The 24395-nt window shown below is 51.0% G+C and carries 21 protein-coding genes; 3 read left to right on the top strand and 18 right to left on the bottom strand.

Features of this window, described 5'->3' with window-relative positions; all coding sequences use genetic code 11:
* From arcC to fdrA, 4 genes are all read right to left on the bottom strand, one after another.
* A complete protein-coding gene (gene arcC / locus ACLB09_RS24465) occupies nt 1-969 on the bottom strand; it encodes a carbamate kinase (protein ID WP_410772445.1) in 969 nt (322 codons plus the stop codon).
* Nucleotides 970-1244: 275 nt separating this feature from the next.
* Nucleotides 1245-2147 (bottom strand): oxamate carbamoyltransferase subunit AllH family protein, encoded by a 903-nt coding sequence (locus tag ACLB09_RS24460; protein ID WP_410772444.1) that lies wholly within the window; start codon nt 2145-2147, stop codon nt 1245-1247.
* Nucleotides 2147-3406 carry a YlbE family protein gene (locus ACLB09_RS24455; protein WP_410772443.1) on the bottom strand — a complete coding sequence of 420 codons (1260 nt, stop codon included), beginning with the start codon at nt 3404-3406 and terminating at the stop codon, nt 2147-2149. The genes ACLB09_RS24460 and ACLB09_RS24455 overlap by 1 nt, the downstream gene beginning before the upstream one ends.
* Nucleotides 3407-3429: 23 nt before the next feature.
* Nucleotides 3430-5181 carry an acyl-CoA synthetase FdrA gene (fdrA, locus tag ACLB09_RS24450; protein ID WP_410772442.1) on the bottom strand — a complete coding sequence of 584 codons (1752 nt, stop codon included), beginning with the start codon at nt 5179-5181 and terminating at the stop codon, nt 3430-3432.
* A gap of 225 nt (nt 5182-5406) precedes the next feature.
* Between fdrA and ACLB09_RS24445 the strand changes: the two genes are divergently transcribed.
* The gene (locus tag ACLB09_RS24445) at nt 5407-6678 is read left to right on the top strand and encodes a stalk domain-containing protein (protein ID WP_410772441.1); all 1272 of its coding nucleotides are present in this window, start codon (nt 5407-5409) and stop codon (nt 6676-6678) included.
* A 72-nt stretch (nt 6679-6750) separates the two neighbouring features.
* Here ACLB09_RS24445 and rpmE read toward each other — a convergent pair whose 3' ends face one another.
* Nucleotides 6751-6948: a 50S ribosomal protein L31 gene (rpmE, locus tag ACLB09_RS24440; protein WP_410772440.1), complete on the bottom strand. Its 198-nt coding sequence runs from the start codon at nt 6946-6948 to the stop codon at nt 6751-6753.
* Nucleotides 6949-7227: 279 nt separating this feature from the next.
* On the opposite strand from rpmE, the gene ACLB09_RS24435 reads away from it, so the two are divergent.
* Nucleotides 7228-7524 (top strand): hypothetical protein, encoded by a 297-nt coding sequence (locus tag ACLB09_RS24435; protein ID WP_410772439.1) that lies wholly within the window; start codon nt 7228-7230, stop codon nt 7522-7524.
* An 85-nt stretch (nt 7525-7609) separates the two neighbouring features.
* Here ACLB09_RS24435 and ACLB09_RS24430 read toward each other — a convergent pair whose 3' ends face one another.
* From ACLB09_RS24430 to rpoE, 7 genes are all read right to left on the bottom strand, one after another.
* Entirely contained in the window at nt 7610-8878 is a 1269-nt protein-coding gene (locus tag ACLB09_RS24430) for a radical SAM protein (protein ID WP_410772438.1), read from the bottom strand.
* 29 nt (nt 8879-8907) lie between these two features.
* Nucleotides 8908-10257, bottom strand: a complete 1350-nt coding sequence (rho, locus tag ACLB09_RS24425) for a transcription termination factor Rho (RefSeq protein ID WP_410772437.1) — start codon at nt 10255-10257, stop codon at nt 8908-8910.
* 150 nt (nt 10258-10407) lie between these two features.
* Complete coding sequence (locus ACLB09_RS24420; RefSeq protein ID WP_410772436.1) at nt 10408-11661, bottom strand: UDP-N-acetylglucosamine 1-carboxyvinyltransferase; 1254 nt, start codon at nt 11659-11661, stop codon at nt 10408-10410.
* A 179-nt stretch (nt 11662-11840) separates the two neighbouring features.
* Nucleotides 11841-12695, bottom strand: coding sequence for a class II fructose-1,6-bisphosphate aldolase (gene fba, locus ACLB09_RS24415; protein ID WP_410772435.1), 855 nt, complete (start codon nt 12693-12695; stop codon nt 11841-11843).
* Nucleotides 12696-12925: 230 nt separating this feature from the next.
* Nucleotides 12926-13303 carry a response regulator gene (locus tag ACLB09_RS24410; protein WP_114498884.1) on the bottom strand — a complete coding sequence of 126 codons (378 nt, stop codon included), beginning with the start codon at nt 13301-13303 and terminating at the stop codon, nt 12926-12928.
* Between the two features lie 164 nt (nt 13304-13467).
* Complete coding sequence (locus tag ACLB09_RS24405) at nt 13468-15069, bottom strand: CTP synthase (RefSeq protein WP_410772434.1); 1602 nt, start codon at nt 15067-15069, stop codon at nt 13468-13470.
* Nucleotides 15070-15389: 320 nt separating this feature from the next.
* Nucleotides 15390-15950, bottom strand: a complete 561-nt coding sequence (gene rpoE / locus ACLB09_RS24400) for a DNA-directed RNA polymerase subunit delta (protein WP_410772433.1) — start codon at nt 15948-15950, stop codon at nt 15390-15392.
* 447 nt (nt 15951-16397) lie between these two features.
* On the opposite strand from rpoE, the gene ACLB09_RS24395 reads away from it, so the two are divergent.
* The gene (locus tag ACLB09_RS24395; RefSeq protein WP_410772432.1) at nt 16398-17564 is read left to right on the top strand and encodes a S8 family peptidase; all 1167 of its coding nucleotides are present in this window, start codon (nt 16398-16400) and stop codon (nt 17562-17564) included.
* 51 nt (nt 17565-17615) lie between these two features.
* Here the strand turns inward: ACLB09_RS24395 and argS are convergent, their stop codons facing one another.
* From argS to ACLB09_RS24365, 6 genes are all read right to left on the bottom strand, one after another.
* Complete coding sequence (argS, locus tag ACLB09_RS24390) at nt 17616-19295, bottom strand: arginine--tRNA ligase (protein WP_410772431.1); 1680 nt, start codon at nt 19293-19295, stop codon at nt 17616-17618.
* A gap of 3 nt (nt 19296-19298) precedes the next feature.
* Nucleotides 19299-19718: a YwiB family protein gene (locus ACLB09_RS24385; RefSeq protein WP_410772430.1), complete on the bottom strand. Its 420-nt coding sequence runs from the start codon at nt 19716-19718 to the stop codon at nt 19299-19301.
* A gap of 408 nt (nt 19719-20126) precedes the next feature.
* The gene (locus ACLB09_RS24380) at nt 20127-21299 is read right to left on the bottom strand and encodes a beta propeller repeat protein (RefSeq protein WP_410772429.1); all 1173 of its coding nucleotides are present in this window, start codon (nt 21297-21299) and stop codon (nt 20127-20129) included.
* 156 nt (nt 21300-21455) lie between these two features.
* Nucleotides 21456-22325, bottom strand: coding sequence for an agmatinase (speB, locus tag ACLB09_RS24375; RefSeq protein ID WP_410772428.1), 870 nt, complete (start codon nt 22323-22325; stop codon nt 21456-21458).
* 15 nt (nt 22326-22340) lie between these two features.
* Nucleotides 22341-23168: a polyamine aminopropyltransferase gene (speE, locus tag ACLB09_RS24370; RefSeq protein ID WP_211024709.1), complete on the bottom strand. Its 828-nt coding sequence runs from the start codon at nt 23166-23168 to the stop codon at nt 22341-22343.
* Nucleotides 23169-23352: 184 nt separating this feature from the next.
* Complete coding sequence (locus ACLB09_RS24365; RefSeq protein WP_410772427.1) at nt 23353-24393, bottom strand: NAD(P)/FAD-dependent oxidoreductase; 1041 nt, start codon at nt 24391-24393, stop codon at nt 23353-23355.
* Nucleotides 24394-24395: the final 2 nt, after the last annotated feature.

The following is a 24395-nucleotide window of genomic DNA, read 5'->3' as shown; positions in this document are numbered from 1 at the left end:
CTATGCCAGTTTATGATCCATTGAATCTGCATTTGGAACTATCAAAGTACCTGATTTTCCTTCCATTGCATCAGTCAATTTATCGATCGAAGTAATAATGACATTCTTGCCGCCATTCTTAAGGAAGAGAATTGCCGCCTCAATTTTGGGGCCCATGCTGCCTTTCGGGAACTGTCCCTCATTTAAGTAACCGACAGCCTCGTCCAGCGTAATTTTGTCCAGATTTTTCTGGTCCGGTTTCCCGAAATTGACGGCTACCTGAGCGACACCGGTCAGGATGAACAGGTAGTCGGCACCAATCTCCGCCGCAAGCAAGGCGCTGGCAAAATCTTTGTCGACAACCGCCTCTACTCCCTTTAGCTGTCCGTCGTGGTTAACTACGGGAATACCGCCTCCGCCTACCGTAACGACCGTCAGATCCTTGGACAAAAGCGCTTCAATCGCATCCTTCTCAATGATCTGGGACGGGATCGGCGATGGAACAACATGTCTGTAGCCTCTGCCGCTATCCTCCACATAAGGGAAAGATTCTCCCTCGGCGAAAGCCTTGTCGAGCATTTCCTTGGTATAGAACGGACCGATCGGCTTGGTTGGCTGGTTAAAGGCAGGATCGTCTTCAGACACTTGCACTTGCGTAACGAGCGAAACCGCCTTCTTGTCCAATCCTCGGCTAGCCAGCATGTTTGTAATCGTTTGCTGAATTAAATAACCTAAATTTCCTTGCGATTCAGCTCCATATACATCGAGAGGAAACATGGGAAGAACATCCGAGGACATTCTTGCTTTGACGATGGAATTGCCCACTTGCGGACCATTGCCATGCGTGACGACGACCTGATGGCCTTGCTCGATCAGATCGACGATCGGGGCACAGCTCTGTTCAATATTCGCTTTCTGCTCCGCGATCGTTCCTTTTTGGCCCTCTTGTATGATGGCGTTTCCGCCAATTGCAATAAGCATTTTACTCATAATAAACCTCTCCATTTGAAACTAAATAAGATAGCTATCTATACCTTTATCATACGTACCGAATACCCTGAAATCTAATCAAAAGTTCATTAAAATAATCGCCGATTCGGGTTCAAAAAAATAAAATAAACATAACAAAACTTAATGCAAAACGGACGACTGTTCTACTATATGGGATCCATCCCAAACACAGCATTTTAAAGCAGGTTCCGGGGTTTTCTGATGCGCAACAGAAATTGGCCCCGGATAACCCGCTCTTCATGCGTATTAAAAACCTATAACATTTCGCAAGACAAAATCGCGAACAAGAGACCGTAATACGTATCGATTCCGGAACGGCTGCCTACATTCAGTAACGCTTCCGCACATTCTTCAAAATCAAATTCCGGTTCATTAAGTAGTGCTGCAAGCATATCCAGTATAACCGTGCTGAAAAAGCCCTCGCTTGCATTGTAATAATAATTGGCACTAACCTGTGTCGTTAAGCTGGGCAGTTCTCTCGAAATCTCCCTTATGGCTTGGGATACACCGGAGCCGGCTCTGCCTAACAAATGTTCAACCGCCATAATGCCGACGAGGAAATCATCTCCGCTTGGCGTCAGACCTTGTCCCCGTCCTATAAAATATTTGACCAAATCGGTATCCATCGCTTGATGCGGAGCCTTCATCGTATTCGACAAGGTCAATAGATTCCGCTCCAACACGGAATTTCCCTCGCGCCCGTCCGTCAGCGACAGTGCATCCGCCAAAGACAAACCCAAACCCGGCTCTTTATCCATCCTTAAAGCTAACTCGCGCATTCGGGGAGCCCAACCGGCCAACTGATGATCCGGCCCGGCCCGCAGCTCCAGACGGCAATTAAACTCGTTCATCAACAAAATATGGATATGAACATTACAGTTAGCGAAGGAGAGCAGCTTCCTGTCACTGCTCCATTCGACCTCTTCGCCGATAAAGGTTTCGGCAACCAAACGATCATACAAATAAGATTCGATATGAATGCCGAACGGTACTCCATTGCCATATTCCGTTCCTACGAATACAAGATACTTGCCGAAAGAAATATTAAGCCCGTTCGCAAAAATACTTTGAACAACTCCGAAGCTCCTGGCCTGATTCAGGAATATGACCGATGAGCTATATCTCCCTCTGGATATGAATGTCGCAGGATAGAGCATTAAGCTTCAATTCCCAACTTTTCCGCGTAGGCAATCAATGCCTTTTCAAAACACCCGAACGGTACCCGGACGGTGCCCGCGCCTACTTGGCCAACGCCGGCTTGCTTGTGGGCGATGCCTGTATTAATGATTGGCGTGATTCCCGTCTCTACGACCTTACGAATGTCGATACCGAGACAGGTGCCTTGGAAGTTCCATGTAGGGATAGCATAATTGGAGTTGTAGGCGATGCAAATTTCGCTCATCTCGTTGCTGATCGCAAGGGCATTATCAAAACCGCCGGCGCCGATGAAGCGGGTAACCCCAGGTGCAGCCACCATGGCCATCCCGCCGACGCCGAAGGTTTCGGTGATTGCGGAGTCGCCCATATCCGGATTGGCATCATCCTGCGAATAGCCCGTGAAGAACAAGCCTTCAGGCGTATTTACCGGAGCGGTGAACCAGCGATCGCCAAGTCCCGAGACACGGATGCCGAATTCATGGCCATTACGGGTCATCGCAGTAACGATCGTGCCGTACTCCACCGAACGGGCGGCATCCATCGCCGCTTTGGACGAAGCCATCATGATATTCAGGAAAAACTGATCCGTATCGGCAAGGAACTTCATAACATCGTACTTGGTTTTCTCATCCAAATCGGCAACCGTCAAATGCGGAGCAATCTCCTTCAGGAATACAAGCGAAGCCGCAATATTGCGTTGATGAAATTCATCACCCATCGTAATCGCTTTGCCGATAATCACGTTTACGTTCAATCCGCCATCCATGGATTTAAGAACCTTGGACAATGTAGGTCCGAGAACGTCCCTCATCCAGTTCAAACGATTAACAACCTCTTCGCTATAGGCTCCAAAGCGGAGTACCTTACCGATGCCTTCGTTCATCGTGCAATAGGCCCGGTTGCCGTGCTCTTTGTTCTCAACGACCAACACCGGCATATTGCCCGACGTAATTCCGCCCATCGGACCAACGGCAGAAACATGGTGGCACGGAATGAACTGAATCTCTCCGCCCTCCAACATTTGCCGCGCCTTAACCTCGTTATCGGCCCAGCCTTCAAACAATACGGCGCCGACGCAGGAACCCTTCATCGGATCCGTCATCTGTCCCCATTCCATCGGCGGTCCCGCATGCAGAAGAACCTTGCCGTTCAGTTCGGAAATGACCGATTTTGCCGGTACAACGTCCAGCAGAAAGGGCTGCGAATTTTTTACTTTCTCAATGACCGCCTGATTTGCCTCATCAATTTTCGAAAACACTCTCATCACCCCGTAAGTTGTATTTACATTTTATTTAGTATGCTTAAGATCTTTCTCAGCTTTTCATTACCGCCTGCCACCGGTCTCCAATCGAACTGTACGACTCTGCTGCCTTCCGTTTCCAAATTATCGGCGAAGCTGCTTAAACCGATATTAATGACTTTTGGCTTGGATTCGAGCAATTGCTTGACCGCATCCGATGGAGGAGTAACAACCGTGCTTGGCATAGCCTCTTCTTTGACCGGAAGCTCTCTGGAACCCACTTGAACTTCATGGCCGATCATGCGCAGTGCGGTACGGACGGCGCTGAAATTGCTATCTGTCATGATGGCTCCCGCTTCAAGCATCAATTTAAGCTGCGAATCATAATTCTGGGGATCCTTTTTCGTACCGCAGATCGAGCCGACGAAATACAATTTGCGGCCTTCGTTCGCTGCGTTGGCAATTGCCTTTTTGATCGCTTTAGATAAAGAGGCCGCCATATCCTCATGCGCTCCGTAACCGAGCACCAGGTCAAACAGTACTACCGCGACCTCCGGCTGCTTGGACGTTTCTTCAATGAACTGAAAGCGGGTAGTCCCGTCGATCATCGGGTGCGGGCGGCCTTGCGTATACATATCATCGCCGAGGTCGATGACCTCATGCCCGTCATATTGAAGCAAATAGCCTTCATCGTATTTCTTGTGCTTATCAACCTGCAGTGCTTCCTTCATTAAAGTCGCAGCTTCATAAGCCAGCGTTCCGCCCGTATAGAGACCACGGATTTTCGTCTGACTTGAGGTGAAGCCCAAATCGAGCGGAAGTTTAGCCTCAGGAGCCGGTTCCAGTATAGCCCCTTGCGCCAGCTCAACTGCCAGAATCGCCGTTTCTTCCAATGTATGAGCGAATTTAACGGACGGCAAATAGGACTCGGGCTTTTCTCCCATGAAAATGGCAACCACCGGCTTCCCGATATTGGCCAATAAAGTTACAACCTGCTCTCTTACTTTTGGTGCCGGAGGTTTGGAAATAACGACTACAACCTCCGTATCCGCGTTATCGGCGAGAGCCCGGATGCCATCCAGCATCGTAACTGCCTCAATGCTCTCCGACAGATCCCGGCCGCCCGTTCCGATGGCATGGCTGATGCCTGCGCCCAGCTTATCGATCAGCGTGATCACTTCCTGGATACCTGTGCCGGATGCACCGACTACGCCGATATTCCCTTTACTAACGATATTGGAAAACGCAATCGGTACTCCGCCGATTACGGCGGTCCCGCAATCCGGGCCCATCACGAGAAGACCCTTCTCTTTTGCAAAATCCTTAACCCGTTTCTCTTCTTCAATCGCTACGTTATCACTGAACATAAATACATGTAGCCCGTTCTCAAGCGCGCTCATCGCCTCATCCGCAGCATATTTCCCCGGAATGGAAATGACGGCCAGATTCGCGTCGGGCATGGCTTGCATTGCGCGATCCCATGTTCTGACTTTCTCGACTTTTTTACCAGCGGAAGCCGTAGCCTGATTCTTCAAAAATTGCTCGACTTCTTCAAGAACGGTGCCGACGATTTCTTCGCTCTCCGCATCGATTGCGATACACAAATCGCTAGGGGCTGCCTTGTCAAGATCCGTCGTATACATCCCCGTATTTTTCATAATGTCAATGTTGGCAGGGGTTCCCATCATGACAGAAACTTGATTCACACCGTCAATATCGGACAGCTTATTGGACATAAGCATCAGACTTACCGAGTCTTGATATAAGTTTGGCTTAATGATAATGTGCAGCAAGCCAAATCCCTCCTAATTTCATGTAGTTAGCGTTTACAGAACAATTGTACTTGGAGAACCATAACATTCGCATAAATTCTATGAGCAGGACATTAAAAATAGATAACAATAGGGGAAAATCTTCGAAACTACCACATACAGGGAATCTTTGCTATATTTATAGAATGGAATATTTCATAGGTTGGAATATTTCATAGAATAGATAGGGGAGGTTCTCGTTTACTTATGAAAAAACTAGGAGCGCTCGTATTGGGGATTTCCATATTTGCTGGAGCCTTGTCGGGTTCGTATCCAGACAGAGCCGATGCAGCATCACCTGTGCAAATTTTGCTCGACGGTTACCCGCTGTCCTTCTCGGGCGATCCCGTCGTTATCAAAGGGACGACTATGGTTCCTTTTCGTTCTATTTCCGAAGCGTTAGGAATACCGGTCACCTGGAATCAGGCACAAAAAACAATTACGGCCGTTAAGGGCGAAGGGGATGCGGCGGTACACGTTAAGCTGACCCTGAACAATCCCGAGGCTACCGTAAACGGCTCATCCGTAAAATTAGCCGTGGCGCCTAAATCACAGAACGGCAACACCTTGATTCCGCTCAGCTTTTTTAGCCAGCAATTCGGGGCAAAGGTCAATTGGAATCAGGACAATCGGACAGTTTCCATCACATCGCCAAAAGAAAAAATGTATACGCTCGGCTTCTACGCCATCTCGGCTTTCTCTGAAGTATCCCGGGTACAAAGTCTGGATTCGGTCGCTTACGGCTGGAGCCGAATCGACGAGAGCGGAGTCTTCTCGACTTCGACCAAGCCGTTCCGCTGGCCGCAGGATGCCGGTGAGGTTACTCCCGAAAGTCTTGTAACCGATGCGGCCAATTCCGGTACCACGCCTTATTTAATGGTTTATTCCAGCGACGTTAAAGGCGAGCTCACCAAAATCGTCGAGGATCCGGAATTCCGCAAGAAGGCTATCGCCGATATCATAACGGCAGCTAGCGGAACTCCTTTCGAGGGCATTATGCTGGATTTCGAAGGGCTTGGCCTGACTACAGATAAAGCGTCAACCCGGGCCGCCTTTAACTCTTTTGTTAAGGAACTCGGTGCGGAAGCCAAGGGCGCCGGCTTAAAGCTCGGCCTCGCGCTGCATCCGTTGAACTCATCCTATCAAGGCTATGATTATAAAACGCTCGGAAACATCGCCGACGAAATCGTCATTATGGCCTACGATTACCGGACAGGCACCGGATTCAGCGAAGAAGGCGGAAAGCAGCCGGAACCCGTCTCCAAGGTAGACGAGGCCATTCGTCTGGCCATTAAAGAAACAGACAAAAACAAACTTATTCTGGGCTTGAACATGGATAACGAAAATGCGAACTCGGTCAGCATATTGACAGGTCTCGCGAAACGCTATGACTTGAAAGGCATCGCTCTCTGGCGTCTTGGCATTATTAAGGAAGACGAATGGAAGAGCCTGGAGCAAAGCATAGAATTTAAAAAGTAATAAAAAAATCCCCCGCTTATAAAAGCAGGGGATTTCGCATTTATCCGAGATGCTGCAGGGCAGCATGTCTCATTAGATGCCGTATTTTTTCTTAAATTTATCCACACGACCACCAGCATCCAGGAATTTCTGTTTCCCTGTGAAGAAAGGATGGCAGTTCGAGCAAATTTCAACGCGCAGATCTTGTTTCACGGAACCAGTTTCGAACGTATTTCCGCAAGCGCAAGTAATCGTAGTCACGTGATATTTGGGTTGAATGGCTTCTTTCATGACTTTCACCTCTTTCCGCCCTGAGCCTCATGCGTGCACAGAGTTATAATGACACATAAAAACATTATAGCATGGGTGTTGTAACAGCGCAATTGTATACTTCAGGGTATTAGGTTGTCCATCTCATCTGTAAATGATTCGGCATCTTATGGTATAATCAGGAATATATCAATACAGTTAACGAGTGAAGCACAGAAGAAAGAGAAATACGATTTGCTTTTTCTACACATGATGCTAAAGCTAAGAAAAAAACTAGATGATGCTCGAATCGCGCTTATTATGTCAATCGCAGACTTGTACTTCGTGCCCGATCAGAAACAGGACGAAGCTATATTATATGAACTAACCCGAATATATCCGAAGGAAGGTGAAGCCATTATGGAGTTGATGCCGGCTTGGAAGCGCTGGGGATATGAAGAAGGCTTGGAGAAAGGCATCGAGAAAGGGATTGTGGAGGGCATGGAAACTGCCCGGTTAAAAGTTGCCCGTAAATTGCTCGTTAAGGGATTCTCCTTCGAAGAGATCGGTGAAACCCTCGATCTCCCTGCCGAAGAAGTACGGAAGCTGATAAAATAGACTCTACAGGACCAATGATTCTATATTGTTAAAAGTCCCTCAAGCCATGGCTTGAGGGACTTCTGCGTTTTAGTTCCAAGCTTCCTTACTGCCGTACTTTTACGCGCGCCAGTTCGGCGGGAGGGACATGGGTATACGAACCGATGACCACATCCGGCAGCTCTTCCTGGAAAATTTCAATCATCTGTTTCATGCCGAGAATATCCCCCTTAGCTTTGGGAATCAGGTCCAAATAGCTTTCGGGATCGATGTTAAGGTTACGGAATTGAATCAGCCGCAATTTAGTCCGGCGGACGAATTCCACCATCGCCTCGATCTCTTCCTCCCGGTCGGTTACCCCGGGGAAGATCAAATAGTTGATCGAGGTGTAGACGCCTTGTTCGCCAGCATATTTCAGAGATTTCTCCACATTTGCCAAAGTATACCCGCGCGGCTTGTAATACGCATTGTAATGATCGTCCAGGGCGCTAATCGTGCTGACCCGCATCAGGTCAAGCCCGGCATCGACGATTCCGCGGATATGGTCACTGAGGCCCGCATTCGTATTGATATTGATATATCCCATATCGGTTTGCCGGCGAACCTCGCGGATCGATTCAATGATCAGCTTGGCTTGAGTAGAAGGCTCGCCTTCGCAACCTTGCCCGAAGCTAATGATGGCCTCCGGCGTCTTCAAATGCTCAAGCATGATCTCAACCAATTCCTCTACACGAGGCCGAAAGTTCATCCGCGTTTGCGGCGACACAAAGCCGCTGTCATCCGGTTGTTCGGAAATACAGCCGAAACATCCCGCATTACAGGAATAAGAAACCGGCACGGCTCCTTCCCAGCGGTTCAAAAACGTATTCGAAGCGGTCAGGCATTCATAGCCAAGCGCACAGTTGGAGAGGTGATCATAGAGCCGGTTCTCGGGATAACGCGATTTCAAAGTCTTTACCTGGTTCTTCAGCTCGAGCGGATCGCAATTTAGCGGATTCCACTTCTCGGGGTCATCCGAGAGACGGGCGGTTACGAAAAACTGTCCGTCCTTCCAGACAACCGCCGAATAACCAAACAACGGAAGCTTATAATCCTTGTCCGTCTTAACGTAACCGGGCAGGCAAAGACGCGTGAACCCCTGAGGCAACAAAGCGCCCACAGCCTGTACATTGCCGGGCAACGGCTTCATTTCCCCGGTATCGGGATCCATGCCGATCGGACGGGTACAAGGCAATCCGACCAGCGTCGCTCCTTCCGGCAGCGGAATCAGCTCATCTTCCATGATTTCAACGATCATATCCGCACTGCGGGCTAGCCCGTACAGTGACGGATGATCGAACACTTGTCCTTGCTCATCTGCGTATACTAAATACATGGTGTACTCCTTTTCATGTGTTCGGGTCTTTAAGCGCCCGAACCGTTTCCAGATCCGGAGGTCGATGATACGGTTCGGGCCGGACGCCGCGCACCGGTGCCATTGCTGGAGCTTCCGTTACCCGAAGCGGCATTTCCGGCGGCATCGAACGAAGCCAAAAACTCGGCGTTATTCTTGCTGCCCCGCAGCTTTTTCAGGAACCCTTCCACAAAATCGTAGGAATCGTTCATATTTTTGCGGATCGACCAGATCGTATCGAGTTCTTCCTTCGTCAACAGAACCTCTTCCCGGCGCGTGCCCGAACGGCGAATATCGATCGCCGGGAAAATACGGCGCTCCGCCAGCTTACGGTCCAAATGAAGCTCCATATTCCCGGTTCCTTTAAATTCCTCATAGATGATATCATCCATGCGCGAGCCCGTATCCACAAGCGCAGTAGCCAAAATCGTCAAGCTGCCGCCCTCTTCCACATTCCGGGCCGAACCGAAAAAGCGTTTCGGCCGGTGGAATGCGGCCGGGTCAATCCCTCCGCTAAGCGTACGGCCGGACGGCGGAACTACCAGGTTGTATGCACGGGCGAGCCGGGTAATACTATCCATCAGAATAACGACGTCTTTCTTATGTTCAACCAAACGGAGCGCACGCTGAAGAACAAGCTCCGCCACCTTGATATGATTCTCCGGTAATTCATCAAAAGTGGAAGCAATCACTTCGCCTTTGACGGAACGCTGCATATCGGTTACTTCCTCGGGACGTTCATCGATTAACAGTACGAATAACTCGATATCGGGACGATTGGTAGAAATGCTGTTGGCAATCTCTTTAAGCAGCAGCGTTTTCCCTGCCTTTGGCGGCGCTACGATCAAGCCGCGCTGTCCCAGGCCGACGGGAGCGAGTACATCCATAATGCGGGTGGATAGATGGGTTGGGGATGTTTCAAGCACAAGCTTTTCCTGCGGATATAGAGGAGTCAATGCCGGGAAATGCAAACGTTCGGCAGCAATCGTAGGATTCTCACCATTTACCGCGTTAACCTGCAGCAAACCGAAATATCGCTCATTCTCTTTAGGGGTCCGGCACTTGCCGGATACCAAATCGCCGGTTCTAAGATCGAACTTACGGATTTGCGATGCGGAGATGTAAATATCCTCCGTACTCGGCAAATAGTTGATCGGTCTAAGGAAGCCGTACCCTTCCGGAAGAATCTCCAGCACGCCTTCCATAAACATCAATCCGCTTTGCTCAGCCTGAGCTCTCAAAATGGCGAATATTAATTCTTTCTTTTTTAACTGGCCGTAATAAGGAATTTGATGCTGCTTCGCGAGCTTGTACAGATCGGTCAGCTTCATCCCTTCCAAATCGGCAATTTGCAGATCCATGTAAAAACCACCTATTCAATTTGATACTTTCGAATAATACAATACCTATCATTTTCAGGAATGAATCTATGAAGATTTAAGATTGCTAGAACTAGACTTATTACCATAGTATTACCCGTTCTCATGGAACTTATGCCGAAATAGACGGTCCTATTCCACCTGACGCCATACGTCCGCACCCAATGCGCGAAGATTCGTAACCAGGTTGTCATATCCCCGGTCGATCAATTCTACGCCGGATACTTCGGTTACGCCGCCATCTACGGTCAGACCGGCAATGACCAGCGCAGCTCCGGCACGCAAGTCGGCGGCCTTTACTTTTGCCGCGTTGAGCGGTCCGCCCTCGATGATAGCCGAGCGCCCTTCGACGCGGATTTTCGCGCCCATTCTAACCAGCTCCGGCACGTGCTTAAACCGGTTGCTGTAGACAAAGTCGCTGAGAATACTCACGCCGTCGGCCTGGGTCAGCAAACTGGTCATCGGCGATTGCATATCGGTCGGGAAACCGGGATATACCAGCGCCTTTACATCCACGTGTTCATATTTTGCCGCGCCTATGACACGAATCGATTCGTCCAGTTCTTCCACACCGACACCCATTTCCAGCAATTTCGCCGTAAGGGCCTCCAAGTGCTTCGGAATGACTCCGTCAATGATGACGTCTCCGCGCGTCGCTGCCGCGGCGATCATATAGGTTCCCGCCTGAATGCGGTCCGGGATAATCGAATGTCGGCAGCCCTTCAGTTCGGCGACTCCCTCGATTCGGATCGTTTCGGTACCGGCGCCTTTGATGCTCGCGCCCATGGAGTTCAATAAAGTTGCTACATCTATAATCTCAGGCTCTTTGGCCGCATTTTCGATAATTGTTAAGCCTTTGGCTCGCGTTGCCGCCAGCATGATGTTAATGGTTGCCCCTACGCTGCAAACATCAAGATAAATCTTCGCGCCGCGCAGTTCCTTGGCATGCAAATGAATCGCCCCGTGTTCATTCGTTACGGTAGCGCCTAAAGCTTCAAAACCTTTGATATGCTGATCGATCGGCCGTGGTTCAAAATTGCAACCGCCAGGCAATCCGATCGTTGCTTCATTAAAACGACCTAGCAACGCCCCCATCATATAGTAGGAAGCACGCAGCTTCTTGACGGGTCCGTTCGGCATAGGGATGGATTTGATATCGGAAGGGTCGATTCTCATCTGACTGTCTTCCCAAGATACGCGGGCACCCAGCTCTTCCAAAATCTCCGAATACACTGCGACATCGCTGAGATGGGGCAGGTTATCAAGCACTACTTCGGATTCAGCCAAAATTGCGGCAGGTATGAGCGCGATCGCACTATTCTTTGCGCCGCTGATCGATACAGTACCGTGCAGCGGCCGTCCGCCGCTGATCATTAATTTCTCCATAAGCTCAAGGGTCCCCCTACGTATAATGCAGCCGATAATCGGCAAGTGACTCTTTACAATCTAGAGATAATTCAAAATTAGGACAAGTGGAAACTTTTAGCTATGAAAATGGAAAGACACCGTCTAGGCGGTGTGCTCTCCAAAATCACCCTATTTAACTGGAATATCCAGCAGTACAATTACGCTTTGTTGTTGGAACCAAACTCGCGAATTTTGCCTACAACGGTTGCTTTGATAGCGTCGCGGCCTGGAACGATAAATTTACGTGGATCATAAGCATCCGGTTTAGCAGCCAATACTTCGCGAACTGCTTTAGTGAATGCAATTTGGTTCTCGGTATTTACGTTGATTTTGGAAGTACCGAGCGAAATGGATTTTTGGATATCGTGCGTAGGAATGCCTGTACCGCCATGAAGAACGAGCGGAAGCTTAACGGCATCACGAATTTCTTCCATTTCTTTGAAGCCCAGGTTTGGTTCGCCAAGGTAAGGACCATGTACGGAACCCAGGGCTGGAGCCAATGTATCGATACCTGTTTCATTCACGATACGAACGCATTCTTGCAAGTCGGCATATTTGATGCCGCCGATTACGTCGTCTTCTTGTCCGCCAACTGTACCCACTTCGGCTTCAACGGAAACCCCTTTAGCATGAGCATAATCAACGACTTTTTTCGTCATTTCGATGTTCTCGTCAATTGGATGATGGGAACCGTCGATCATAACGGAAGTAAAGCCTGCGTCAATCGCTTCTTTACATTTGTCGAAGCTGGAACCATGGTCAAGGTGAATTGCAACAGGAACGGTAATTTTCATGTCATGCAACAAGCCTTCCACCATTTTAACAACGGTATAGAACCCGCCCATATGGCGTGCTGCGCCTTCGGAAACACCGAGAATTACAGGCGATTTTTCTTCTTCTGCAGCAGCAAGGATCGCTTGCGTCCACTCGAGGTTGTTAATATTGTATTGACCTACTGCGTATTTCCCCTCAAGCGCTTTGTTCAACATGTCTGTCATAGATACTAATGGCATGGGTTTCAATCCTCCTAAGGATGTTGGATTATCTTTCTTAGCCGACATTCACACATTTTTTATTATACCACACCTTGACAAAATTACTAATAGAGGTTGACCAAAAGTCATCTTTTGATCACGAGGGAAATTCAAGTCGAAACTTCGCACTTTTCCATAGGACTTTTTGTTGCGAATACGGGGCTGCAAATGAAAAAAAGAACCCCGATAAAGGGTTCTTTATAAATTTTTTAGAGCACGGAGCCGCTCTTCAACTGCATATTTACCGCCACTCGCATCTCATCAATATCAAATGGTTTGGTAAAGTGCATTAACGCTCCGAGTTCGGTGGCTTCCTTGATCATGTCCAGCTCGCCGTATGCCGTCATCATAATCACCTTGATGGCCGGGTTGACCTCCTTGATGTGCTTGAGAATTTCAAGCCCGTCCATACCCGGGATCTTCATGTCGAGCAGCACCAGATCAGGCGAATCGCTGCGGACAATTTCCAGGGCAAGCTTGCCGTTGGCCGCTTGGTAAGTCTTATACCCCTCACTGCTGAATACTTCCATCAACAAAATACGGATACCGTTTTGATCATCGACAATCAACACCTTCTTCTCTTCCACAGAAAACCCTCCTACGAGTCCACCCTTGTAATTCTTATATTGTAATAATTCGCCTTCATTTTGGAAATCCCTTCTAAATTGGAAAAAAGAGACTCAAAAAACATATCGACGTTATTTACAACTAAAAATTACATCGTTTTTGAGGAAGAGAATGTACTAAGGCATTAGGACAAATGTGCGATCGATGCCTTCACGAACTCTCTGAACAGCGGTTGCGGACGGTTCGGACGGGACGTAAATTCCGGATGGAATTGAACCGCAAGGAACCAAGGGTGCCCTGGCAATTCGACAATTTCAACGAGGCGTCCATCCGGAGAAGTACCGGAAATGCGCAGCCCCGCCGCTTCGATCGTTTCGCGGAAAGCATTATTAAATTCATACCGGTGACGGTGTCTTTCATACACCAGTTCGTCATCATAGCATTGCATAGCGAGTGAACCCGGTTGAAGCTTGCACGGATACAGGCCGAGACGCATCGTACCGCCCAAATCCTCGATATCCTTCTGCTCAGGAAGCAGGTCGATGACCGGGTATTCGGTGGAAGGATTGATCTCCGAGCTGTTCGCACCTTGAAGCCCGGCCAGGGAACGGGCATATTCGATAACCGCTACTTGCATGCCAAGGCAGATGCCGAAGAAAGGAATGTTATTTTCGCGGGCATACCGGATCGTCGTAATTTTGCCTTCGATACCGCGATCTCCGAATCCTCCCGGCACGAGAATGCCTCCGACGCCTTGCAGGCGTTCGTTCACATTTTCATCCGTAATCTCTTCTGCGTTGACCCAACGGATTTTGACATCCGCATTCGCATCGAAACCGGCATGGGAAAGCGATTCTACAACGCTCAAATAAGCATCGTGGAGAGCGACGTATTTGCCGACAATAGCGATTTCCACCGTTTTGTCCAGTTTGTTGATCCGTTCTACGAGGTTCTCCCACTCGCTCATATCCGGAGCCGGCGTAGTCAGCTTCAGATGGTTCACGACGATTTCGTCGAGGCCCTCGTCACGCAAATTCAAAGGTACTTCGTACAAGGTGTCCGCATCGCGGCATTCTACTACAGCATTCGGATCGATATCGCAGAAGAGTGCGATTTTCGCTTTCATGTCATCCGAAAGTTCATGCTCCGTACGGCAGACGATCACATTCGGCTGGATGCCGATACTGCGGAGTTCCTTGACGCTGTGCTGGGTCGGCTTGGTTTTCACTTCGCCGGCCGCTTTGATATAAGGAATTAAGGTAACGTGAATGTACATTACATTCTCGCGGCCGATATCACTCTTGATCTGACGAATCGCTTCCAGGAAAGGAAGGCTCTCGATATCGCCGACGGTTCCCCCGATTTCCGTAATGACTACATCGGAACCCGCTTCACGTCCGGCACGGAATACCCGCTCTTTAATTTCGTTGGTAATGTGCGGAATGACTTGAACTGTTCCACCCAAATATTCCCCGCGGCGTTCCTTGCCGATGACGGAAGAATAAATTTTACCGGTCGTTACATTGCTGTTCTTGGACAGGTTAATATCGATAAACCGCTCATAGTGGCCCAAATCCAGGTCCGTCTCCGCTCCGTCGTCAGTAACGAATACCTCCCCATGCTGGTAGGGGCTCATCGTGCCCGGATCCACATTCAGGTAAGGATCGAATTTCTGGATGGTTACCTTGAGACCTCTGTTCTTAAGCAGCCTGCCGAGCGATGCGGCCGTTATCCCTTTTCCCAATGAGGATACGACCCCGCCTGTCACGAAAATATATTTTGCCACAGTTCAAAAACCTCCTAAATTAGTACGGGTTCCTTCAAAAGATGTCTTGCTGCCCGAATGCCCCCGGCGAAGCCTGCGGCAGTTCGGATTTCAGGCGACTTTAGATCAATATAGCGTAACCCATTCTGCGAAAAAACATAGCGAAATGGGCATAAAAAAACAAAAAAGTGACACCCGAACAGGTCGGGGCACTTTTGAATGAATAACATATTTATTGGTTTGAATCATAAGCCCATGCAATAGTTTACCCGTTACCCACCCCTCTGTCAAGTGAAGGGCAGGGTTCAAAATGGTGAACATTGGGCCGGGCCTTTTATTTATTAGTTTTCTTCGTCTTCGGCAAAATCTTCTTCGTCTTCGGCGTCGTCCGAGTCTTCGTCTTCCTCGTCCAGTTCTTCATCATCGAGAAGCGTATCGTCCTCTACTTCTTCAACTTCATCGTCATCGTCGTCGGAGAACAAATCGTCGTCCGAATCTTCGTCGACAGCATCGTAATCTTCATCTTCATCGTCAGAAGTAAATGTATCTTCTTCTTCCGTGAAATCATCGTCCAGATCGTCATCGTCATCGTTAATAATGCGCGGACGCTTGGAATTGCCTACCGGATCTTCGGAACGTTCGATCGGATACCAGCGTTTAAGGCCCCACAAGTTGGTGCCAACGCAAGCAAAACGGCCGTCGATATTAATTTCCGTATACAGTTGCGCAATCGCGTTGTTGATTTCTTCCTCGGACATGCCGCGGATTTTGGCTACCTCATTCATGAGGTCACGGTAATAATGCGGCGTATTTGCCGCTTTCAGAATCATAAAGGCCAAGTCGACCATCGGAATCTCATGCACTTTTTCCGGGTCAATTTTCAAATTGAGCGGGGTACTCACGTAACGGACACTTCCTCTCACGCATTGTTCACATAAAGATTGATTTCCTAACTAACATATCCATATCACAAAATAGTAAACCTTATTTGCCATTAAAAAGCAAGTTTTTAGTTATGCCCAAATCGTGTCACCGCCCATTTAAAAATCCGGAAAATTAAACAGAGGCGTGGACTGTCGTCCGCCGCCCCCTGACTGTATCCACTTCGAACGGAATTGAACCTTCCCTCCGAAGGATGGTGAAAGCCTAAAAGACCTTCACCATATCCTATGTCCAGTTTTCCGCTTTGACACGGTGAATGCGGGCCCAACTTCATAAATAAAAGCGATTTCTCTACGCACACCTGCAAGAGATGCCCATTTTGCAAAGAGCAGGGCCTCTTTCCCATTCAGGCCGTGGAGTGCCGTCATACAATACTGCAACACGCTTCGTCAGGAGGGCTACTCATAATGGACTACTCCAACTTCCTGCGGTATTTGAATGAACACATCGACACCTCCGGAAAAAGCGGCCGCCGCATTATCCGCTTTCCGCATCCGACGCTATTTGCCGAATTCGTGAAACAATTGCGGGCAAAAAGACGCCAATATCCGGCCTTGCGGCGGGTACGCACCTCCTCATTGCTTCAGGCTATCTTTTGCCCCGCATCCCTGCCGGGGGGAGAAGCCTGGAGACGGTTCGGTCTGCTCGTCGAGGAGGATGCCCGGGTTGCCGTGCACTCCGCCGCGGTTCAAAACAAGGAACCATCCACAGGCACCCCTTGGGGGGTGCGGCGCATTGGCGCTCCGGACGCCTGGTCGGTCTCGACAGGTAATCAGGTCCGCATCGGCGTCATTGATACGGGAGCCGATTTCAATCATCCCGATCTCCGGAGTTCGCTCGCCAGAGGCGTCAATCTCTTGAACCAGATGAGTCTTCCCTTCGATGATAACGGCCATGGCACGCACATCGCCGGGACCATCGCCGCCTCGGGCGGTTCCAAAAGCATGATGGGCGTAGCTCCCCGTTCCCTGATCTATCCCGTAAAGGCGTTCGATCACAACGGCTCCGCCTATGTATCGGATATTATCCTCGGCATAGACTGGTGCGTTCAAAACCGCATGAACATCATTAATATGAGCTTTGGCATGAAAAGCAAAAGCCAGTCCTTGCAGAACACCGTTCGCCGGGCCTACAACGCAGGCATCGTCGTCGTAGCCTCCTCGGGCAATGACAAAAAAAGCAGAGGCGCCGATTATCCGGCCCGTTACCCCCATACCATCTCCGTCGGAGCTACCGGCAAGGACGGAAGAATCGCGCCCTTTAGCAATCACGGCCCCCGTATCGATATTTACGCACCGGGGGAAAAGATCAAATCTTGCTGGCTTGGCGGAGGCTACCGCGAAATGAACGGCACCTCCATGGCAACTTCCCATGTAAGCGGATCGATCGCCCTGCTTCTGGCGCATCGTCCGGGATTGTCGCCGGGGGAAATCAAGAGGCGGCTGCGCCGCACAGCCCGCCCATTGCATTCCCCGTCGACTAAAGCGAAGCTCGCCGCCGGGGAGGTCAACGCCGCGCGCCTGTTGCGCGGCAAGCCGGCCACGGCCAGCAAAAAACCGTCAGGGAAATCCTAATCCCTGACGGTTTTTGTCAATCACGGCTGGCCGCCGCAGGCGCGTGATGGGCTACATCCGTTCCGGCGCGGACACGCCGATCAGCTTCAGCACGTTCGCGATGACTGTGCGAACGGCACCCAGCAGTACGAGACGCGCTGCGGTTTGCTCCGCGTCTTCCGTAATGACGCGTTCCGCTCTGTAATAGCTGTGGAGCATGGCGGAGATTTCATACACATAGCGCACGAGACGATGCGGAGCATAGTTCTCGGCTGCAACGCCGATCTCTTCCGGCAGTTCGCCCATTTTCCGCAGCAAATCGTATTCGTGTTCCGCCGTCAATTTTTGCAGGTTCACGCTCTCCGGCGACGGGATCGCAACCCCTTGCTCTTCCGCCTGACGGAAAATGCTGCAAATCCGGGCGTGAGCATATTGCACGTAATACACCGGATTTTCATTGGATGTCGAAATCGCCAGATCCATATCGAAATCAAGATGCGAGTCCATGCTGCGCATCGTAAAGAAATAGCGGATGGCGTCGACGCCGACTTCGTCCATCAAATCGACCATCGTTACCGCTTTGCCGGTCCGTTTCGACATTTTCACCTTCTCGCCGTCCTGGAACAGGCTGACCATCTGGGCGATCAAGACCGTCAATTTCTCCGGATCCTTGCCGAGCGCCTGCATGGCCGCCTTCACGCGGGGAATATAACCATGATGGTCGGCGCCCCAGATGTTGATCATCCGGTCATAGCCGCGTTCGTATTTATCCCGGTGATAGGCAATATCGGGCGTCAAATAGGTGTAGGTTCCATCGTTCTTGACGAGAACGCGGTCTTTGTCGTCCCCGTATTCGGTCGTCCGCAGCCAGGTCGCCCCTTCCTGCTCGTAAGTCCGGCCCTTATCGCCCAGTTCCTTCAGCGAGGCCTCGACTTGACCGTTCTCGTACAGCGACGTTTCGCTGAACCAAACGTCAAAGCCGACGCGGAAACGGCCGAGATCGCGTTGGATCTTCGCCAGCTCTTTCTCCAGGCCGTATTTCCGCAAGAACGCCTCGCGTTCCTCTGGAGATTGCGCCAATAGCAGGTCGCCTTTCTCCTTGGCAAGCTCCTTGGCAAACCCTTTAATATCCTCGCCGTGGTAGCCGTCCTCCGGCATCTCGGCATCCTGTCCTAGCTCTTGCAAATAACGGGCCTCGATCGATTTGCTCAGGTTGGCCACCTGATTGCCCGCATCATTAATATAGTACTCCCGGGTTACCTCGTAACCGGCAAAATCAAGCACGTTGCAAAGCGCATCGCCCACCGCGGCTCCGCGGGCATGTCCAAGGTGCAGGCTGCCCGTAGGGTTGGCGCTGACGAATTCGACTTCGACCTTCTGCCCGTTGCCAACGGTAATGCGGCCGTAATTCTCTCCCTGGGCGTAAACTTGCTCTACTACCGGATAGAGATAACTTTTGCCGAGCGTAAAGTTGATGAAGCCCGGTCCCGCGATTTCGGCTTTCTCGATTCCCGCTTTGGCGTAATCCAGATGGCTCAGAATGTCCTCCGCGATCTGGCGCGGGTTTTTCTTCGCGATCCGGGACAACTGCATAGCCGCGTTCGTAGCGAAGTCCCCGTGCGCCTTGTCTTTAGGCACTTCCAGCACGATGGCCGGTATTTCTTCGCGCTGCGCCAGCCCGGCGCCGGCAATCGCTTCAATGACGGCATCCTTCAGGGCCTGGTTAATTTGTTCCAATGGATTTTGACTCATGATTTAAACTTCCTCCCGTATATGTAAACTAATGGCGAAATGTCCCGACAATTCTTCATACACAAATAAATCGTATTCCCAAGCGATATGGCCAAAGGCTCCGTTAAGCCGCGTCTCCAGCGTTCGCGTGTGAGTGGACAGGTTGAACTTCGTAAACGGAGAACGGTAAAATCCGGGCAGCTTGCGTCCGACCTGAAACGTCTGCTCCGACTCCACTTCGCCGTGGCGCATGATTTTCAGCTCGCCACCGGAAATTTTGACCATCGTTCGCGTCGTTCCCCCGGTCGGCCCCGGCTCGGGTTCTTCATATTTAATGTAGGCCGCATCTCCCCGGACAAAGACCTCTCCCGTCACTTCCTGAAGAGTTTCCTCTCCGTTCTGGCGGCTCGTGACCACAATTTTGGCTCTGCTCTGATCCGGCATGTCCCAAATCCCCATTCTATATATTACATTGTATCCTATTGTACTACTATATCCAGTTCATTGTTTCAATTCAATACGGGTGAGGTTCTACCAAGGTGAGGAGAAAAAAGAAACCCGGTCAGAAACCGGGCTCTCTCCATGTGCTTTGCGTTGATACTTATATATGAATGTTTCACGTTACTTGCCGTTTAAATACGTGTTCAAAAAGTCGACTTTTTAGCACCGAGAAGGTTGGATGAAGGCGGGACTGAGGAGCGGAGCGTAGGCAAAACCTACGTGAGCACCTCAAATGTTTCCGAAGGAAACATACTTCGAAAGCATCCTCTTGGCCCGCCTGAATTCAAGATTCGATGTCGGTTAAGGATCCTGAAATGCTTCGTGATCAAAAGGTGACTTTTTGAACAACCTCTATAAATCAAACTTGATATTCCAGCTAACCCCGCCGTCTTTGGTAAAATAGATCGCCGCGTCATCCGGATTGGTGACGGCGAGCCAGCCGGTCTTCTTTGCCGGAAAAGCAATTTTCGCGTCAAATCCGGCAAGCGTTGCCGGGACGTTGCTCCAGGTTTTGCCTCCGTTAAAAGAGCGTCCCACTCCGACCTTGCCCGCTGCCGGAGAACCTCCGGCCAGGTAAACGGCGCCGTCCGCGATGACCAGATTCCCGGGATGTCCGCCGGGATTCGCCGGTCCCCGCTCCGCTACGGCCTTTCCCGAACCGGGTGCCGGTCCGCCGCCGGCGGTACTTTGAGCGACGACGCGGGTCCAGTTCTTCCCGTCATCCGCGCTGGTGTAAAGGGAATAGGAAACCTGCGACATGCCGGATTCCCCGCGCACAAGCGCCCATACCTGTTCGCCGCTGCTATAAATTTCACCGCCGATGCCTCCCGAGACGGCTAGCGACTCACGCCAATGGCGTCCGCCGTCCACGGTCTTCATCAGTTGGATTCCTCCGCCGGGCTTCACCGTCATGGCCCATCCCCGCTTGAGGCCTCCATCCGCAGGAAACAGCGCAGCCCGCGTATTGGCGGGCGTCGGAATCCGGGACCAAGCGTTTCCGCCATTTTTGGTCACATAGACCGCGTTCCTTGTATACCCGACTACAGTCTCGGCATTATGAACATCGATTCGTTGCAGGGATTGTCCTGCGGTATAAACGTTAGCCCACTTCGAGCCCCCGTCTTTGGTACGTATCAAGTTGAGATTCTGTGATTTTCCCGCCCGGGCCAAAGCCCAGCCCTTCACATTGTCCGGAAAATCGATCTGCTCAAACTGCCACTGCCCCGTATAAATCTCCTGCCAATGGCAGCCGCTGTCCGACGTCCCGATCAAAAAGCCGTTCCCGGCTGCACGTCCTGTCGATGTACTCAAAAAGTCAATGTCGCTGAACTTAAGAGGATCCTGATCGGCACCCGCTCTTTGCCGTTTCAGGTTTTGCAGTAATCCGTGATCGCCCTGCCCGCACTTGCCTTCCTCGGCTGCAGTCGCTTTTGTCGGCAATAAACCAGGGGTAGTCCCTATGCCCAGGATCAAGCCAATGCATAGCACCGGAAGAAGCCAAAACCGGACTTGTTGTTTGTTCATACTTCGACACCTCCGTTACCTTACTATTACCCGTTTCGAAGAAAAGTGGGACAACCTGTGTTCAGGAGAAAATGAAAAAGCACCTCCTGCCCGCAAACCAGGTTTACGAGAGGAGGCGCTTAAGTTTATATTTCGAAGGCTTTCAAGTAGCTTCGTTTACTTCACGAATCCAAGCAGCATTTCGCGGATCAGCTTCGCCGCCACGATTTGCGTTTGCTCGGTCGGATCGTAGATCGGGGCCACTTCCACGAGATCGCAGCCGACGACGTTCACGTCGGAACCCGCGATCAGATGCACGGCCTCAAGCAATTCCTTCGACGTAATGCCGCCGGCTTCCGCCGTACCCGTGCCTGGCGCGCAGGACGGGTCGAGCACGTCGATGTCGATCGTCACGTAAACCGGACGGCGTCCGAGCTTCGGCAGCGCGCTCTTCAACGGCGCGGCTACGTCGAACGGGTAGAAATTAATGTTTTCGCGTCCGTATTGGAATTCCTCCTTGGAACCCGAACGGATGCCGAATTGGTAGATGTTTTTGCCGCCCATCAGTTCGGCCGCTTTACGGACCGGCGTCGAGTGGGACAGCGGCTCACCCTCGTAATGCTCGCGCAAGTCGGCATGCGCGTCGATATGAATCAGCGCCAGGTCGGGATACTTCTCATACATCGCCTGGATCACCGGCCAAGTCACAAGATGCTCGCCGCCGAGACCGATCGGGAATTTATCGTCGGCCAGCAAGCCGCGGACGTACTCGCCGATCACCTCCAGGCTGCGTCCGGCGTTGCCGAACGGCAGCAGGAGATCGCCCGCATCGAAATAAGTAGCGTCAAGGATGCTCTTGTCCAGGTAAGGGCTGTATTCTTCCAATCCTACCGAAGCCTGACGAATGCGGGCCGGACCGAACCGGGACCCGGGACGGTAGCTGACCGTGAAATCCATCGGCATCCCGTAAATCACCGCTTTGGAAGACGCATAGTCCTCCGAACTACAAATAAATACGTTACCTGAATAAGCTTGATCCAGTTTCATTCTTTTTCTCTCCCTCTATTTCACAAGATCTTCCACGAATTTCGGCAGCACGAAGGCTGCTTTATGCAAACGTGGCGTATAGTATTTCGTATCGAGGTCCGGGATCTTCGTCTCGTCGACCTCGAGCGGATCATACTTTTTGCTGCCCATGGTGAACGTCCACAAACCGCTTGGATAAGTAGGGATGTTGGCACCATATACGCGGACGATCGGGAAGATTTCTTTGACGTCCTTGTTGACCTTCTGAATCAGGTCGGCCTTGAACCAAGGGTTGTCCGTTTGCGCAACGAAAATGCCGTCTTCCTTCAGCGCTTCGTGGATGCCCTGGTAAAATCCGCGTTCAAACAGCGGAGCCGCCGGGCCCACAGGTTCGGTCGAGTCGACCATGATCACGTCGTATTTATTCTTGCTTTCGATAATATGCATATATCCGTCGTTCACCTGAACCTCAACCCTGGGGTTGTCCAGTTCGCCGGCGATTTCCGGTAAGTATTTTTTCGAATATTCGATGACTTTTCCGTCAATTTCAACAAGAACGGCCTTTTCCACCTGGGGATGCTTGATCACTTCGCGGATCACCCCGCCATCGCCGCCGCCTACGACAAGCACGTGCTTAGGATTCGGATGGGTAAACAGCGCCGGATGGGCCACCATCTCATGATAAACAAACTCGTCCTTAACCGTCGTCATCACCATACCGTCGAGCACGAGCATCCGCCCGAATTCTTCGGTATCGATCATCGCCAGGTCTTGAAAATCCGTCTTCTCCGTCACTAAAGTTTCACGAATCTTTGCTGTAATGCCGAAGACGGGCGTTTGCTTCTCCGTATACCACAATTCCATCTTACAACCCTTCTTTCCGCCAGAATAGTGTTTGAATCATCGTTCACCCATACCAAACAAAATTGATAATAACACAGTTGGTGTTCGCTGTGCGAGTGATTTGCCGCCAAATGTTTCCGCTAATTTACGCAATAAAAAACGGCTGGCTCCCTATTATCGGAAGCTTCACCGTTTCTATACCCAATTATGCATCCTCCACCACGCCCAAAGCGCGATTCTTCTCTTTAAAGCGGCTGTTGTGGGAGGAAACGTAGGCTACCTTATCAGCATCCGGCTCCATGTACAGCTTGGCGCTGTTCACGGCTAAAGCCGCATCCGTAAAGGCCCCGGCGATCAGCCGGACCTTGGTCTCGTAGTCGACGAAATCACCCGCGGCAAAAACGCCCGGAATGTTGGTTTCCATTTTCCCCGAAACTTCCGCCGTCCACTCGCCCATGTTCAGCCCCCATTCCCGAATCGGGCCAAAGTCGCTGCGCATCCCGTGATTGACGACAACGGCATCCACATCGATCGTATCCTCGGAGATCCCGTCGACGTGACAGATCGTGACTTGCCCGATCGTTTTGCCGTCCTGGCTGTGCAGTTTACCGACGAGACAAGAAGTACGCACATCCACGGAGGAAGCCCGCATCCGGGCTACGTTGCGTTCGTGTCCGCCGAACTCCTCGCGGCGGTGAACGATCGTGACCCGGGCCGCGATGCTCTCCAGCTCGTTGGCCCAATCCACCGCGGAGTCTCCTCCGCCGGAAATGAGTACCTTCTTCCCGCGGAATACCTCCAACTCCTGCACCGTATAATGAAGGTTCGTCACTTCATACCGGTCGGATCCTTCAATTTCGAGCTTGGCCATTTTCCGGATCCCGTAGCCGATCGCCATAATGACCGTCCGCGTCCAGTGCCGCTGGCCCGATTCCGTGATCAGAATGAACGTGCCGTCCTCCTGCTTCTGAAGCCGGGTCACCTGCTCGCCCAGCACGATCGTCGGATCGAAGGTTTTCGCTTGCTGCTCCAATTGCTTGATCAGCGTCCCGCAGAGCGTCGGCGTTACGCCGCCTACGTCCCAGATCATTTTTTCGGGATAGATCAGCATGCGTCCCCCTAGCTTTGAGTTCGCATCGATCAATTTCGTCTTGAGGTCCCGCATCCCGCTGTAAAAAGCGGCATACATTCCCGCGGGTCCTCCTCCGATGATAGTAACGTCATATAGATCCAATGGTGTCGACATCT

It is taken from the genome of Fontibacillus forbon (genome assembly GCF_046559655.1).
GTDB lineage: Bacteria > Bacillota > Bacilli > Paenibacillales > Paenibacillaceae > Fontibacillus.
The sequence above is the reverse complement of the archived record's forward strand: the minus strand, read 5'-3'. Positions and strand labels throughout refer to the sequence as shown.

What these genes read in the sequence shown, in the direction of transcription:
- arcC (WP_410772445.1), bottom strand. Translation starts at nt 969, where the DNA reads ATGAGTAAAATGCTTATTGCAATTGGCGGAAACGCCATCATACAAGAG.
- ACLB09_RS24460 (WP_410772444.1), bottom strand. Translation starts at nt 2,147, where the DNA reads ATGCTCTATCCTGCGACATTCATATCCAGAGGGAGATATAGCTCATCG.
- ACLB09_RS24445 (WP_410772441.1), top strand. Translation starts at nt 5,407, where the DNA reads ATGAAAAAACTAGGAGCGCTCGTATTGGGGATTTCCATATTTGCTGGA.
- rpmE (WP_410772440.1), bottom strand. Translation starts at nt 6,948, where the DNA reads ATGAAAGAAGCCATTCAACCCAAATATCACGTGACTACGATTACTTGC.
- ACLB09_RS24435 (WP_410772439.1), top strand. Translation starts at nt 7,228, where the DNA reads ATGTCAATCGCAGACTTGTACTTCGTGCCCGATCAGAAACAGGACGAA.
- ACLB09_RS24430 (WP_410772438.1), bottom strand. Translation starts at nt 8,878, where the DNA reads ATGTATTTAGTATACGCAGATGAGCAAGGACAAGTGTTCGATCATCCG.
- rho (WP_410772437.1), bottom strand. Translation starts at nt 10,257, where the DNA reads ATGGATCTGCAAATTGCCGATTTGGAAGGGATGAAGCTGACCGATCTG.
- ACLB09_RS24420 (WP_410772436.1), bottom strand. Translation starts at nt 11,661, where the DNA reads ATGGAGAAATTAATGATCAGCGGCGGACGGCCGCTGCACGGTACTGTA.
- fba (WP_410772435.1), bottom strand. Translation starts at nt 12,695, where the DNA reads ATGCCATTAGTATCTATGACAGACATGTTGAACAAAGCGCTTGAGGGG.
- ACLB09_RS24395 (WP_410772432.1), top strand. Translation starts at nt 16,398, where the DNA reads ATGGACTACTCCAACTTCCTGCGGTATTTGAATGAACACATCGACACC.
- argS (WP_410772431.1), bottom strand. Translation starts at nt 19,295, where the DNA reads ATGAGTCAAAATCCATTGGAACAAATTAACCAGGCCCTGAAGGATGCC.
- ACLB09_RS24385 (WP_410772430.1), bottom strand. Translation starts at nt 19,718, where the DNA reads ATGCCGGATCAGAGCAGAGCCAAAATTGTGGTCACGAGCCGCCAGAAC.
- ACLB09_RS24380 (WP_410772429.1), bottom strand. Translation starts at nt 21,299, where the DNA reads ATGAACAAACAACAAGTCCGGTTTTGGCTTCTTCCGGTGCTATGCATT.
- speB (WP_410772428.1), bottom strand. Translation starts at nt 22,325, where the DNA reads ATGAAACTGGATCAAGCTTATTCAGGTAACGTATTTATTTGTAGTTCG.
- speE (WP_211024709.1), bottom strand. Translation starts at nt 23,168, where the DNA reads ATGGAATTGTGGTATACGGAGAAGCAAACGCCCGTCTTCGGCATTACA.
- ACLB09_RS24365 (WP_410772427.1), bottom strand. Translation starts at nt 24,393, where the DNA reads ATGTCGACACCATTGGATCTATATGACGTTACTATCATCGGAGGAGGA.